We start from the raw sequence: 14,773 nt of genomic DNA on the forward strand, positions 1-14,773 counted from the left end.
GCCGTTACCGCAGAAACGGATATGTACTCGATCTGATCCAACATCCTGGTCGGCCCAGAGGCCGCCATCGGGGGCAAGCCCCCTCCCACATTTTGAGCTGCGTTGATTCAGATGAAGGTGACAACCCCACCGGCCAGCGACTTCACCCGCGCCAGCGATTCAACCCGGTAACCCTGCGCATCGAGCTCGGCACGGCCGCCCTGGAACGACTTCTCGATCACAATGCCCAAGCCGGCCACGGTCGCGCCGGCCTGCTTGATGATCGAAATCAGTGCCTGGGACGCCTTGCCGTTGGCCAGGAAGTCATCGATGACCAGCACGCGGTCGCTGCTGGTCAGATGGCGCGGAGAAATCGCCACGGTGCTTTCGGTTTTCTTGGTGAAGGAGTACACCGTCGCCGACAGCAGGTTTTCGGTAAGGGTCAGGGACTGCTGCTTGCGCGCGAAGATCACGGGCACGCCGAGGTTCAGGCCGGTCATGATCGCCGGGGCGATGCCCGAGGCTTCGATGGTGACGATCTTGGTGATGCCCGAGTCCTTGAACAGCGCGGCGAATTCGTCGCCGATCAGTTTCATCAGTGCCGGGTCGATCTGGTGGTTCAGAAAGGCGTCAACCTTGAGTACCTGATCGGAAAGCACGATGCCTTCTTCGCGAATTTTCTTGTGCAGTGCTTCCACGGAAAGCTTCCTCTGATGGCGCAACAGGCGCCGAAAGTAGATTAAAAAGTAGTCGATTCTAGCGCTTTAACATCGCGCGTATATCGGCCAGGGCGCTGTTGCCGCGAACGGCCTTCACCTCGGTCGGGGTGTCGTCGTTGCCTTCCCAGGCCAGGTCATCCGGCGGCAGCTCATCGAGGAACCGGCTGGGGGCACAATCGATGATTTCGCCGTATTGCTTACGCTTGGCGGCAAAAGTGAAGGCCAGTGTCTGACGCGCGCGGGTAATCCCCACGTAGGCCAGGCGCCGTTCTTCCTCGATGGTGTCGGCTTCGATGCTGGAGCGGTGCGGGAGAATTTCCTCTTCCATGCCCATGATGAACACGTAGGGGAATTCCAGGCCCTTGGACGCATGCAAGGTCATCATCTGCACCCCTTCGGCGCCGTCTTCCTCTTCCTGCTGGCGCTCGAGCATGTCGCGCAACACCAGCTTGCCGATGGCGTCCTCGACGGTCATTTCACCGTCTTCGTCTTTTTCCAGGGTGTTCTTCAGGGCTTCGATCAGGAACCAGACGTTGCCCATGCGGTAGTCCGCGGCCTTGTCGCTGGAACTGTTGGTGCGCAGCCAGTTTTCATAGTCGATGTCCATGACCATGCTGCGCAGCGCGCTGATCGGGTCTTCGCCGGCGCACTGCTCACGGACCTTGTCCATGAAGCGCTTGAAGCGCGACAGGCGATCGGTGAAGCGCGTGTCCAGGTGTTCGCCCAGGCCGATCTCGTCGGTGGCGGCGTACATCGAAATCTTGCGTTCGGTGGCGTAGTTGCCGAGCTTTTCCAGGGTCGTCGAACCGATTTCCCGACGTGGCACGTTGATCACGCGCAGGAAGGCGTTATCGTCGTCCGGGTTCACGATCAGCCGGAAGTAGGCCATCAGGTCTTTGACTTCCTGGCGCCCGAAGAAGCTGTTGCCCCCCGACAGGCGATACGGCACCTGGTGGTGCTGCAATTTCAGTTCGATCAGCTTGGCCTGGTAGTTGCCGCGATACAGGATCGCAAAGTCGCTGTAAGGGCGGTCGGTGCGCAGGTGCAGGCTGAGAATTTCCACCGCCACGCGCTCGGCTTCGGCATCTTCGTTGCGGCAGCGGATCACACGGATTTCGTCGCCATGACCCATCTCGCTCCACAGTTGTTTTTCAAACTCGTGGGGGTTGTTGGAAATCAGCACGTTGGCGCAGCGCAGGATACGGCTGGTGGAGCGGTAGTTCTGCTCCAGCATCACCACTTTCAGGGACGGATAGTCGTCCTTGAGCAGCATCAGGTTTTCCGGGCGCGCGCCGCGCCAGGCGTAGATCGACTGGTCATCGTCGCCCACCACGGTGAACTGATTGCGCGTGCCGATCAGCAGCTTCACCAGCAGGTATTGGCTGGCGTTGGTGTCCTGATATTCGTCCACCAGCAGGTAGCGCACCTTGTTCTGCCACTTTTCCAGGATGTCCTTGTGCTCCTGGAACAGTTTGACCGGCAGCAGGATCAGGTCGTCGAAGTCCACCGCGTTGAACGCCTTGAGCGTGCGCTGGTAGTGGGTGTAGACGATGGCGGCGGTCTGTTCCTTGGGGTTGCGTGCGTTTTCCAGAGCTTCGGGGGGCAGGACCAGGTCGTTTTTCCAGGCGCCGATCATGTTCTTGATCTCGTCGACGCCGTCGTCGCCCGCGTATTCCTTCTGCATGATGTCGGTCATCAAGGCCTTGACGTCGGTCTCGTCGAAGATCGAGAAACCCGGCTTGTAGCCCAGCCGCGCATGTTCCTTGCGGATGATGTTCAGGCCCAGGTTGTGGAACGTGCACACGGTGAGGCCACGGCCTTCGCCACCCTTGAGCAGGGTGCCGACGCGCTCTTTCATTTCCCGCGCCGCCTTGTTGGTGAAGGTCATGGCGACGATGTACTGGGCGCGGATACCGCAGTTCTGGATCAGGTGCGCGATCTTGCGGGTAATCACGCTGGTCTTGCCGGAGCCAGCACCGGCGAGCACCAATAGAGGGCCGCCGACGTAGTTCACGGCTTCTTGCTGCCGGGGATTGAGTCGGGACATACAGAGTTCAGGGAGTCGTTATTCAAAAGGGCGGGCATTTTAACAGGCTGGCAAGATTCTGCTGCCTTAGAACGACGGTGTGACGTACCACTCGATCTAAATTTGCCGGTTTTGCTACTTTGCCGCAGGATGTCGTGGGTATCGCGACTATTTTTCACAGTCTGCGTGTTTGATAACACCTATCATTGGTCATGCATTTGTTATCGTCAGGCCGCACGTCATAATGCCCGCCGCCAACGAATTTTTGCAGAGTCTAGGGAGCTAGCTTGTCTACGCCTGTCGAACCCTTGCGTTTGCTGCTGCTGGCCGATACGCCGGCGTGGGCAGCGTTGTTGCGCGAGTGCCTGGCGCCGATGGGCGATGGGGCTGTGCTGATCAGTGCACCCAGTTGGGACTCGGTGAGTCGTCTGTTCGACGACGATCACGAAGCGGTGCTCTTGACCACGCCCAACCTGCAACCCGGTCCCGGTCGTTGCAGCCTGCCGTGTGTATTGCTGCTGGAACAGGAACCACTGGTTGCGCCGCTCGGCGTCAGCGATTGGCTGATCCATTCCGCGCTGGACGCCGGTACCTTGCGCCGCTGCCTGCGTCATGTGCGCGAGCGTGGCGTGCTGGAAAACACCTTGCAGCGCCTGGCCGAACAGGATCCGCTGACCGGTATCGCCAATCGTCAGGGTTTCCAGACCTTGCTGGCGGCACGGCTGGCGGAAAACGAAGGCCGCGGCCTGGCCCTCGGTCATCTTGACCTGGACAATTTCCGTCACGCCAACGATGCCCTCGGTCACCAGGCCGGCGACCGCTTGATCCTGCAGGTGGTCTCACGGCTCAAAAGCCAGCTTGAAGCCGGTGATCAGCTGGCGCGTCTGGGCAGCGATGAGTTCGCGCTGCTGATCGACACCCGCCGTGCGCCCCAGCGCGCCGAATGGATGGCCGAGCGCATTACGGAAGTCATGGCTGAGCCTTACTGGGTGGACGGCGAGAGCCTGCTGATCGGCTGCAGTTTGGGTGTGGCGCATGCCCGGGCCCGCGCCGGGGCCGACCCGTTGATGTGGCACGCCCATATCGCCATGCAACAGGCCAAAAGCACCCAGGGTTGTACCTTTCATATCTTCAACGAACGCATCAACCGCAACGCGCGCAGCCTGGCCGACCTGGAAAGCGAATTGCGCCGTGCCTTGCGTCGCGATGAGCTGGAGCTGCATTACCAGCCGCGCCTGGACCTGGATGACGGGCATATCGTCGGCCTCGAGGCCCTGGTGCGCTGGCGCCATGGCGAGCGTGGACTGTTGCCGCCGAGCGAGTTCGTGCCCCTGGCCGAGCAGAGCGGCCTGATCGTGCCGTTGGGTTACTGGGTGATTTCCCGAGCCCTGCGCGACATGCAGGACCTGCGCGAACGCGGCCTGCCGGCGTTGCACATGGCCGTCAACCTGTCGTTTCGCCAGTTCCAGGACAGCCAATTGCTCTCGACACTCAGCCGGCTGATTGCCGAGCGCGGCGTGGAAGCACAATGGCTGGAGTTCGAGCTGACCGAAACCGCCGTGATGCGTCGCAGCGACCTGGTCAAACAGACCATGGACGCCCTCGGCCGCCTCGGTGTGCGGTTTTCCCTGGATGACTTTGGTACCGGTTTCTCATCGTTTGTGCATCTCAACAGCCTGCCGATTGCCTTGTTGAAGATCGACAAGAGCTTCGTCGGTGGCATGGAAGAGCGCGAAGAGAATCGCAAGCTGGTACACGCCATGATCAACCTGGCCCATAACCTCAACCTGGAAGTGGTGGCCGAAGGCGTGGAAACCCCTGAGCAGCTTGAGCTTCTGAGACTGTTTGGTTGCGATCAGGCCCAGGGTTACCTGATCAGTAAACCGTTGCCGTTGGCTGAGCTGGTGGAGTATCTGACCTCCGGCAAAAGCCAGCAGGCGTTGTCGGGCTAAGTTGTAAACTCGATTGAACCTGTGGGAGGGGGCAAGCCCCTCCCACAGGTCTGACCGAGCAGGGCTTTACTCTGTCTGTGCCGCCTGAAAGGCAGGCTGTCTGTCCGGCTCTCGCCGAATCATCCGCTTCATCTTCGCCTCGAACGCCCAGGTCAGGCTCACCGCCGCGCACGCCAATCCCAACGCCAGGCCCCACCACACACCGGTCGGCCCCCAGCCCAGGGTGAACGCCATCAACCAGGCTGATGGCGCGCCGATCAGCCAGTAGCAACCGAGCCCCACCAGGAACGTGGTCTTGGCGTCCTTGAGGCCACGGATGCAGCCCATGGCAATGGTCTGCACACCATCGAACAGCTCGAACCAGGCGGCGACGGCCAGCAGGCTGACGGCCAGGACGATGACATCATGAAACGCCGGATCGTCATGGTCGAGGAACAGCCCGATCAGCGGGTCGGCAAGCAGCCAGAACACCAGGGCAAACCCCAGCATCAACAGGGCACCAAAGCCGATGCCGACCCGTCCGGCCATGCGTGCCCGCAGCAACTGCCCGGCGCCATAATGCTGGCCGATACGCATGGTCACCGCGTAGGACATCCCCGCCGGAACCATGAACGCCACCGAGACGATCTGCAGGGCAATCTGGTGCGCCGCCAACTGCGTACTGCCCATGGTGCCCATGCACAGTGCGGCAAACGCGAACAGCCCGACTTCCACCGCATAGGTGCCCCCAATCGGCAGGCCCAGGCGCCACAACTCGCGCAGGTACCGGGTATTGAGGCGCAGCAGCCCGCTGCTCAGTGGATAGGCGGCGTAGGTGCGGTTGCTGCGGATGTACCACATCAGTGCCAACGCCATGCCATTGGCGACGATGGCCGTGACCAGGCCAATGCCCATCAGCCCGAGTCTGGGCAGGCCGAACATGCCTTCGATCAGCGCGTGATTGAGCAGGTAGTTGACCACCGTGCCGCACAGGCTGATGACCATCACCGGGGTGGCTTTGCCGATGGCGCTGGTGAAGCCGCGCAGTGCCATGAAGCTCAGATAGCCGGGCAGGGCGAACGGCAGCAGGGTCAGGAATTGCCCGGCGGCCTGCACGTTGGTTTCGGTCTGGCCGAACATCAGCAGCACCGGCTTGAGGTTCCACAGCAGCAGCGCCGCCGCCAGGGCCATCAACCACGCGAGCCACAGCCCGGCCTGGGTCAGCCGGGTGGCGCCGTCGATGTCGCCCGCGCCGTGACGGATGGCCACAAGGGTGCCCACTGCCGCAATCACGCCGATGCAGAAAATCGCCACGAACGAATAGCTCGCCGCGCCCAGGCCACCGCCAGCCAGGGCTTCGGGGCTCAGGCGCGCCATCATCAGGGTGTCGGTCAACACCATCAGCATGTGCGCCAACTGTGAGGCAATCAACGGCCCCGACAGCCGCAGAATGGCCCAGAGTTCGGTACGTGCCGGATGCTGCATGATCATCGCTCTCGAAATGTCAGGGAGGTGGGGGAGGGTTGATTCTCGGCGCTTTCGACGCATTGCACAAAGGGATAAAAGCGATCGTTTGCATGATTAAAACTCATGCCTGATCGATTCTGGTAGGGTTTGGCCATTGCGCTGTCGGAGTCATCAAATGTCTCGTCGTCTTCCCCCGCTTTATGCCCTGCGGGCATTCGAGGCCGCGTCCCGTCACCACTCCTTCACCCGCGCGGCGCAGGAGTTGTCGATTACCCAGAGTGCGGTCAGCCGGCATATCCGTACCCTCGAAGAGCATTTCGCCTGCCGGCTGTTCCAGCGCAGCGGCCGTACCTTGCAACTCACTGAGGCGGCGCGCTTGTTGCTGCCCGGCGTGCGCGAAGGCTTCGCCGCCCTGGAGCGCGCCTGCCATACCCTGAACGCCGAAGATGACATCTTGCGCATGAAGGCACCGTCCACCCTGACCATGCGCTGGCTGTTGGCGCGGTTGAGCCGCTTTCGGGCCCTGCAGCCGGGCAATGAAGTGCAGCTCACCAGCGCGTGGATGAACATCGATGAAGTGGACTTCAATCAGGAACCGTTCGATTGCGCGGTATTGCTCAGTAACGGGCATTTTCCGGCGGACTGGGAGGCCAGCTACCTGTTTGCCGAGATGCTGATTCCGGTGGGCGCGTCCAATCTATTGGATGACGGCCCCTGGGACGTGCAGCGGCTGGCGACGGCCGAACTGCTGCACCCGACACCGGACCGGCGTGACTGGCGTTACTGGCTGGAGCACATGGGGCTGACCTCCCGGGTCTCGCTCAAGGGTGGGCAGGTGTTCGACACGCTGGAGCTGGGCATGATCGCTGCCGCGCGGGGCTATGGCGTGTCCATGGGAGACCTGTTGATGGTGGCCGAGGACGTCGCCCAGAAACGCTTGAGCCTGCCGTGGCCAACGGCCGTCGCCAGCGGGGAAAGTTATTACCTGGTGTGGCCGAAAACCCGCCCCGGTGGTGAGCGCTTGCGGCGCCTGGCGGAGTTTCTGCAGAGCGAGGTGCAGGCGATGGTCTTGCCCGCGGTGACTCGCCTCGAATGAAGGGGGCGGCCTATGCACGGCAATCGTTTGCGTCATACCTCTGTGAATCGCTCAAGTATTGTGAAACCGCGCCGAAGTAGGTGTGCTGGACCAATCTTGCCCCACGTTTCCCACTAGATAATTCGCCGAGCAGCGCTAAGAGATCAGGATGATCCTGGCCTCGGCTCAGGAGCTGTCATGTCTCAACCTCGCGCTCGGATCGCTTCCCAGTTAGGCCTTGCATTAGCCGTGATTCTGGCGGTCGTCATCAGCGGCAGTACCGTTTTCGCACTACGCTCGCTCGATACCGCCAACCTCGCGACCCGCGAGGAACACCTGGCCAGCGAGGCGCGTTTGCTCTCCGACCAGCTCAATACCTTCCACAGCACCTTGCGCGAGAGCACTCAGCGTTTGAGCGGGCTGTTTGAAAAGCGCTTCGGCGCCGGTTTGAGCGTGCGTGCGGACCAGCCTGTCGCCGTGGCCGGTGTACAAACGCCAAGCCTGTACCTGGGCAGCGAGTTGCTGAACAACAACTTCGGCGAAGTGGACGAATTCAAGGACATGTCCGGCGGCGTGGCCACGGTGTTCGTGCGCAGCGGCGATGACTTCATCCGCATCAGCACCTCCCTGACCAAGCAGGATGGCAACCGCGCCATCGGCACCGTGCTGGATCGCCAGGGCCCGGCCTACCAGCGTGTGTTCAACGGGCAGGCCTATATTGGTCGGGCAGTGTTGTTCGATCGCTCCTATATGACCCAGTACAGCCCGGTGCGTGATGCCAGCGGAAAAGTCATCGCGGTATTGTTCATCGGGTTCGACTACACCGACGAACAGAAAGCCCAGTTCGACAACCTCAAGCGCTTCCGTATCGGCCAGACCGGCTCCTTGTCGCTGCTGGATGAACAGAAGCACTGGTTGGTGCCGCCGGCCGGTGTGCAAGCCTTGGATCAAGCGGTCGCCGTGATGCTCGACTTGGCGAAGAAACCCGGTGAAGGCCGCTTCTGGAGTGACAAGAACGAAGATTTCTACAGCGTGTCGGTCCCCTTCGAGGGCGGCCCTTGGGCGGTCGTGGCAAGTATGCCCAAGGCCGAGATTCGCGCCGTGACGTGGGACGTGGGCATGCGCCTGGTCATTGGCAGCGTGCTGGCCATGCTGTTGGCTGTGGGGGCCACGGTATGGCTGTTGCGCAGCAAGCTTGCGCCATTGAGTGACCTGGTGCGTCAGGCTGAAGCGCTCGGTGCAGGTGATCTGAGTGCGCGCCTGAATGTCTCCAGCCATGACGAAATCGGCCAGTTGGCGCGCAGCTTCAACCAGATGGGCGAGGCACTGTCGACCATGGTTTCGCACATCCGCAAGGCGGCTGAAGAGGTCAACAGCCGGGCCCAGGCGCTGTCGGGGTTGTCTGGCGGCGCTTATGAAGGCATGGAGCAGCAGTCCGGCGAAATCACCAGCATGGCCGGCGCGGTGGAAGAATTCAGCGCCACCTCGCTGAATATCGCCGACAACATGGGCAACACCGAGCGTCTGGCCCAGGAAAATGCCCAGCAGACCCGCATCGGGCGTACCTCGATGGAAGAAGCCTCGTCGTCCCTGGAACATATCGCCACCGCGCTGAACAGCACCGCTACGGTGATCAACACCCTGGGCCAGCGTTCCCAGGAAATCGGCGGTATTGTCGGCGTGATTACCTCGATTGCCGAACAGACCAACCTGCTCGCGCTCAATGCCGCCATCGAAGCGGCCCGCGCCGGTGAGCAAGGTCGCGGCTTTGCCGTGGTCGCAGACGAAGTGCGCAACCTGGCCTCGCGCACCCGCCAGGCCACCGATGAAATTTCCGTAATGATCCAGAGCATCCAGCAGGAAACCGGCAATGCCATCAGTACCATGGAGCACGGCAACGTGTTGATGCAGGAAGGCCTGTCGCGCAACGCGGATGTGGCCTCGGCCCTGGCGCGCATCGACGAACAGAGCCGCTCGGCCGGTCAGCAGTTCGCCGCAATCACCACCGCCACCCAGGAACAGAGCAGCACTGCGACGTTGCTCAGCAGTAATTTGCAGAGCATCGCACTGGCCAACAGCGAGCAGCGTGAAGTGGTGTCGAACCTGGCGATCACCGCCAAAGAGCTGGAAACCCTGGCGGCGGGCTTGCGGCATGAGGTGGATCGCTTCCGCTAAGCCACTCAAGAGCTCGCTGCCGGTCGGTATTGCAAGGCCTCTTGCAAATGGTGGCGAGCGATGGCGTCTTGTTGTTCCAGGTCCGCCAACGTACGCGCCACCTTGAGCAAGCGATGAGCCGCGCGCAACGACAGCGTCAGCCGCTCGCAGGCGTTCTCCAGCCAGCCTTCGTCGACCTTCGCCAGCGTGCAGTACTCGCGCAGCCCCGGCAGGTCGAGGAAGGCATTGGCGCAGCCCTGGCGTTGTTGCTGGCGTTCCCGTGCGTCGGCCACCAAGGCGGCCGTTTTCGCGGTGGTGTCATGGGTCTGTTGTGCCGGGCTCAGCGCCGTGGCTTCCCGCGCCACCGTCAGGTGCAGGTCGATCCGGTCCAGCAACGGCCCCGAGAGCTTGTTGCGATAGCGCTGTATCTGTTCCGGCGTACACCGGCAACGGCCGCTGGGTTCGCCCATATAACCGCACGGGCAGGGGTTCATCGCCGCGACCAGTTGAAAGCGCGCCGGGAAGCTCACCCGGTCACGGGCACGGGAAATCACGATATGTCCCGACTCAAGCGGCTCGCGCAGGACTTCCAGCACCTTGCGGTCAAATTCCGGCAATTCATCCAGGAACAACACGCCGTGGTGGGCCAGGGTGATCTCCCCCGGTTGCGGCTTCGAGCCGCCGCCGACCAGCGCAGGGCCCGAGGCCGAGTGGTGCGGCTGGCGAAACGGCCGGTGCGGCCAATGGCTCAACGGTGCCAGGCTGACCACCGATTGAATCGCCGCGACTTCCAGCGCTTCCTGCTCACTGAGCGGTGGCAGAACCCCGGCAGGCGGCTGGCGAGGAGTGTCTTGCCGGTGCCGGGCGGGCCGCTGAACAGCAGGTTATGCGCCCCCGCCGCCGCGATCAGCAAGGCTCGCTTGGCAGCCATTTGGCCCTGGACTTCGCTGAGGTCCGGGTAAGGTTTGTTCAGGTACAACAGGCCGTCCGACCGGTAGGGCTCGATCGGCACATGCCCATTCAAGTGCGCCACCACCTGTAGCAAGTGATCCACCGCAATCACCGTCAACCCTGACGCCAGGCACGCCTCCTCAGCGTTTGCCCTGGGCACTATCAAGGTGCGCCCGGCCTTGCGCGCCGCCAAAGCGGCCGGCAACACGCCTTTGACCGCGCGTACCTCGCCGGACAGTGCCAACTCCCCCAGGCACTCGACCTCATCGAGCATCAGCGCCGGCACCTGCACGCTGGCCGCCAGGATCCCCAGGGCAATCGCCAGATCAAAACGCCCGCCGTCCTTGGGCAGGTCGGCGGGCGCCAGGTTGAGCGTGATGCGCCGCGCCGGGTACTGCAGGGCCGAGTTGAGAATGGCGCTGCGCACGCGGTCCTTGCTTTCCTTCACCGCAGCTTCCGGCAAGCCCACCAGCGTCAGTGACGGCAACCCATTGGCCATATGCACTTCAACAGTGACGGCGGGGGCCTCGACGCCGACCTGGGCGCGGCTGTGAACGATGGCGAGGGACATGCTCGATCCTTGAATGGTGGGCCGCTTCCTGCGGATTATTCAAGGGTAGACGAGGTGGGAATAAGGATGGCGGGGAGGTTTTACAGAACGTATCCAGACAACGAAGTGAGGGAGGGGGCAAGCCCTGATGCCAAGGCTTTTTGCAGGAGCGAGCTTGCTCGCGAAAAACGTCAACGATAACGCGTGCTTCCTGAATGAACGCGGTGCCTATGAGTTTTTCGCGAGCAAGCTCGCTCCTACAGGAGGGCGGCGTCAGGGCTTGCCTCCCACACTCATCGGGTTTATTCGGCCGATGGGGGCGTCAGCCGCGCTTCCAGTTCCGCCACCTTCGCCTCCAGGCTCTCAAGCCGTGCACGCGTGCGGGCCAACACCACCATCTGGCTGTCGAATTCTTCACGGCTGACCAGATCGAGCTTGCTGAAGCCACTTTGCAGCAGGGCCTTGAACTGGCTTTCGATTTCGTTGCGGGGCAGCGGGGTGTCGCCGCTGAACAGGCGAGAGGCGTGGCCGCTCAGGGCGTCGAGGAAGTCTTTGGGCGCGAGCATGGGAAATATTCCGGAAAACAGTTGGCCGGCAGTGTATCACGCAGCGTCTATAGTCTTTTCATGGCCCGGCACGCACGCTTTTCGCGCATGGGGATGGGCGGTCGCGCACTGTTTTGATGCGCATCGCCGTCGCCGGAGCGCCCCGCAGGTGGGCATAAGTGGGCAACGGACTGATTTCAGTGATTTTTACGGAGCTGGCAAGGTTTCTGCTTAGACGATCATGACCCATGCACTGATGCAGTCGCTGTGACGAATGCAGTGCGCCGACGGATCAGGGGTACAGGTTTCGTCACCAGTGGTTCGCTGGCGTCGCCACGGTAATACGCAGGCGACGATGCGTTACAAAGCCAGGCACTGCGCTTAGACTTGAGACGGGTTTGTTTTCCTGGGGCAAGTCCACCAATTCGGGAGAGAGTTTTCATGAAGCTAGTCACTGCCATCATCAAGCCGTTCAAGTTGGACGACGTACGCGAGTCACTGTCCGAGATCGGCGTGCAGGGCATTACCGTTACTGAGGTCAAGGGCTTCGGTCGGCAGAAGGGTCATACCGAGCTGTATCGCGGCGCGGAATACGTGGTCGATTTCCTGCCGAAGGTGAAGATTGATGTCGCCATTGACGACAAGGATCTTGACCGGGTTATCGAGGCGATAACCAAGGCCGCCAACACCGGCAAGATCGGTGACGGCAAGATCTTCGTGGTCAATCTGGAACAGGCTATCCGCATTCGTACCGGCGAAACCGATACCGACGCAATCTAAGCCGCCAAACCCCAACGCCCCAGGAGAAAAACACTATGACTCTGCGTAAATTCGCAGGGCTCGGAGCCCTGTTGTCCATCGTAATGCCAAGCCTTGCCATGGCGGCGGACGAAGTGGCGGCTCCAGTCCTCAACTCCGGCGATACCGCCTGGATGCTGACCGCCACCGCACTGGTGCTGTTCATGACCATTCCTGGCCTGGCGCTGTTCTACGGCGGTATGGTCCGCTCCAAAAATATCCTGTCGGTGATGATGCAGTGCTTCGCCATCACTGGCCTGATCAGCATCCTGTGGGTTGTCTACGGCTACAGCATTGCGTTCGATACCACCGGTATGGAACAGGGCGTCGTCAACTTCAACTCCTTCTTCGGCGGCATGGGCAAGGCCTTCCTGGCGGGCGTCACTCCGGCCAGCATCACCGGGCCTGCCGCGCTGTTCCCGGAAGCGGTGTTCATCACCTTCCAGATGACGTTTGCCATCATCACTCCGGCGCTGATCGTCGGTGCATTCGCCGAGCGCATGAAGTTTTCCGCGATGCTGATCTTCATGGCCATCTGGTTCACCCTGGTCTATGCGCCGATTGCGCACATGGTCTGGAGCGGCAACGGCGGCCTGATGTGGGACTGGGGTGTACTGGATTTCGCCGGTGGCACCGTGGTGCACATCAACGCCGGTGTGGCCGGCCTGGTGGCGTGCATCGTGCTCGGCAAGCGCAAAGGCTTCCCGACCACCCCGATGGCCCCGCACAACCTGGGTTACACCCTGATCGGCGCGGCCATGCTGTGGATCGGCTGGTTCGGCTTCAACGCCGGTTCCGCTGCCGCGGCCAACGGCACGGCCGGTATGGCGATGCTGGTCACCCAGATCGCCACTGCCGCCGCTGCGCTGGGCTGGATGTTCGCCGAGTGGATCACCCACGGTAAGCCAAGCGCACTGGGCATCGCCTCGGGCGTAGTGGCCGGCCTTGTCGCAATCACTCCAGCTGCCGGCACCGTGGGCCCGATGGGGGCTCTGGTCATCGGCCTGGCAGCGGGTGTGGTGTGCTTCTTCTGTGCCACTACTCTCAAACGCAAGCTGGGATACGACGACTCCCTGGACGCCTTCGGCGTGCACGGTATTGGCGGTATCCTCGGCGCGATCCTGACCGGCGTGTTCGCGGCTCCATCGATGGGTGGCTTCAATGCCGCTACCACCGACATCGCTGCACAGGTCTGGATCCAGTGCAAAGGGGTCGGCTTCACCGTGATCTACACGGCGATTGTCACCTACGTCATTCTCAAGGTACTGGACATGGTCATGGGCCTGCGGGTCACTGAAGAGGAAGAGGCGGTCGGCCTCGACCTGGCGCAACACAACGAGCGCGGTTACAACTTGTAAATACACGAAAAAAAGATGCCCGGCTTGCCGGGCATTTTTTTGCCTGGCGTTTGTCTTTGACTATAAGTTGCATGGGTTTTCCATCGACTTTGTGGTGCGATCCACACGGCACTTTCAAGGGTGCGAATGTCTTACAGGCATGTGGGCGTATTCGGCACTTTGTTTTTTTCCAGAGCGCGCTAGAATGCGCGCCGATGGGCGGAGAACTGTATGTGGCAACAGACCCTGATTACGCTGCGGGCCAAGCCCCGGGGCTTTCACCTGGTGACCGACGAGTTGCTTGCCGGCCTGCCTGAATTGAAGGCCTGCCGCGTGGGCCTGTTGCATCTGTGGCTGCAGCACACCTCGGCCTCGTTGACGGTCAACGAGAATGCCGATCCGGCGGTCCGCCGCGACTTCGAACGTTTTTTCAACCTGCTGGTGCCGCAAGGCCAGGCGGGATTCGAACACAACGACGAAGGCCCGGATGATCTGCCGGCGCACTTCAAGGCCAGTCTCCTGGGCTGCCAGCTGAGTTTGCCGGTGAAGGCCGGCCGCTTGGCGATGGGGACCTGGCAAGGTGTTTATCTGGGCGAGCACCGTGATCATGGCGGTGCTCGTAAAGTCCTCGCCACCTTGCACGGTGAAGGGGCATAAGCCACTGGTGATCCAGTGGATGTTGATTTTTTTCCGGCGGCCTCGACAGAGGGTAAAGCTGGGCTATAACTAATCTGCTTTTCGCAAGTCATGAGGTAGAACATGAGCGACGATGATCTGGAAAACGACGACCTTGAAGTAGGTGACGAAGAGGACACTGAAGACAGTCTTGAAGTGGCGGCTGATGACGTTGCTGAAGACCTCGAGGACAGTGCTGCCGACGATGCCGCTCCCAAGGCCAAAGGCAAGGCCAAGGCTGCTGTTTCGGTAGACGAGCTGCCCAGCGTTGAGGCCAAGAACAAAGAGCGCGATGCCCTCGCCCGAGCGATGGAAGAATTCCTCGCCAAAGGCGGCAAAGTGGTCGAGGTCGAGCCCAATGTGGTTGCGGATCCACCGAAGAAGCCGGATAACAAGTACGGCAGCCGTCCCATCTGAGGTCAGCTGACTGCTTGTAAGAAGAAGCCCGCCGTCGCTGCGGGTTTTTTCATGCCTGGTGATTTACTTGAGCCTTGTGGTGACCCAACTGTGGGAGGGGGCTTGCCCCCGATTGCGGTGTATCAGCCCCCAATTTACTGGCTGACCCA

General features: G+C 61.5%; 11 protein-coding genes and 1 pseudogene. 7 read left to right on the forward strand and 5 right to left on the reverse strand.

Going from position 1 to position 14,773, the window contains the following annotated elements; translation table 11 throughout:
• Positions 1–107: 107 nt before the first annotated feature.
• Positions 108–677: a xanthine phosphoribosyltransferase gene (locus tag BFP89_RS19140; protein WP_003176890.1), complete on the reverse strand. Its 570-nt coding sequence runs from the start codon at positions 675–677 to the stop codon at positions 108–110.
• A gap of 58 nt (positions 678–735) precedes the next feature.
• Positions 736–2,745, reverse strand: coding sequence for a DNA helicase Rep (gene rep / locus BFP89_RS19145; protein WP_065886961.1), 2,010 nt, complete (start codon positions 2,743–2,745; stop codon positions 736–738).
• Between the two features lie 266 nt (positions 2,746–3,011).
• Between rep and BFP89_RS19150 the strand changes: the two genes are divergently transcribed.
• Positions 3,012–4,676: a putative bifunctional diguanylate cyclase/phosphodiesterase gene (locus tag BFP89_RS19150; RefSeq protein ID WP_065886962.1), complete on the forward strand. Its 1,665-nt coding sequence runs from the start codon at positions 3,012–3,014 to the stop codon at positions 4,674–4,676.
• Between the two features lie 66 nt (positions 4,677–4,742).
• On the opposite strand, the gene BFP89_RS19155 is transcribed toward BFP89_RS19150, so the two are convergent.
• Positions 4,743–6,146: a NorM family multidrug efflux MATE transporter gene (locus tag BFP89_RS19155; protein ID WP_065886963.1), complete on the reverse strand. Its 1,404-nt coding sequence runs from the start codon at positions 6,144–6,146 to the stop codon at positions 4,743–4,745.
• Between the two features lie 151 nt (positions 6,147–6,297).
• Between BFP89_RS19155 and BFP89_RS19160 the strand changes: the two genes are divergently transcribed.
• Both BFP89_RS19160 and BFP89_RS19165 read left to right on the forward strand, forming a co-directional pair.
• A complete protein-coding gene (locus BFP89_RS19160) occupies positions 6,298–7,218 on the forward strand; it encodes a LysR substrate-binding domain-containing protein (RefSeq protein ID WP_065886964.1) in 921 nt (306 codons plus the stop codon).
• A gap of 177 nt (positions 7,219–7,395) precedes the next feature.
• Positions 7,396–9,372 carry a methyl-accepting chemotaxis protein gene (locus BFP89_RS19165; protein WP_065886965.1) on the forward strand — a complete coding sequence of 659 codons (1,977 nt, stop codon included), beginning with the start codon at positions 7,396–7,398 and terminating at the stop codon, positions 9,370–9,372.
• A 5-nt stretch (positions 9,373–9,377) separates the two neighbouring features.
• On the opposite strand, the pseudogene BFP89_RS19170 reads toward BFP89_RS19165, so the two are convergent.
• A pseudogene (locus tag BFP89_RS19170) lies at positions 9,378–10,873 on the reverse strand (YifB family Mg chelatase-like AAA ATPase).
• 281 nt (positions 10,874–11,154) lie between these two features.
• Positions 11,155–11,418 (reverse strand): accessory factor UbiK family protein, encoded by a 264-nt coding sequence (locus BFP89_RS19175; RefSeq protein WP_003195432.1) that lies wholly within the window; start codon positions 11,416–11,418, stop codon positions 11,155–11,157.
• A 420-nt stretch (positions 11,419–11,838) separates the two neighbouring features.
• Between BFP89_RS19175 and glnK the strand changes: the two genes are divergently transcribed.
• The 4 genes from glnK to sutA all read left to right on the forward strand — a co-directional run bounded on the left by glnK (position 11,839) and on the right by sutA (position 14,624).
• The gene (gene glnK / locus BFP89_RS19180) at positions 11,839–12,177 is read left to right on the forward strand and encodes a P-II family nitrogen regulator (protein WP_002555808.1); all 339 of its coding nucleotides are present in this window, start codon (positions 11,839–11,841) and stop codon (positions 12,175–12,177) included.
• A gap of 35 nt (positions 12,178–12,212) precedes the next feature.
• On the forward strand, positions 12,213–13,553 hold the full coding sequence (locus tag BFP89_RS19185) for an ammonium transporter (RefSeq protein WP_065886966.1): 1,341 nt from the start codon (positions 12,213–12,215) through the stop codon (positions 13,551–13,553).
• A gap of 210 nt (positions 13,554–13,763) precedes the next feature.
• On the forward strand, positions 13,764–14,189 hold the full coding sequence (locus BFP89_RS19190) for a secondary thiamine-phosphate synthase enzyme YjbQ (protein ID WP_065886967.1): 426 nt from the start codon (positions 13,764–13,766) through the stop codon (positions 14,187–14,189).
• A gap of 102 nt (positions 14,190–14,291) precedes the next feature.
• Positions 14,292–14,624, forward strand: a complete 333-nt coding sequence (gene sutA / locus BFP89_RS19195; protein WP_065886968.1) for a transcriptional regulator SutA — start codon at positions 14,292–14,294, stop codon at positions 14,622–14,624.
• The last annotated feature ends 149 nt before the right edge of the window (positions 14,625–14,773 follow it).

The sequence above is a fragment of the Pseudomonas sp. 31 R 17 genome, from assembly GCF_900004915.1.
Lineage (GTDB): Bacteria > Pseudomonadota > Gammaproteobacteria > Pseudomonadales > Pseudomonadaceae > Aquipseudomonas > Aquipseudomonas orientalis_A.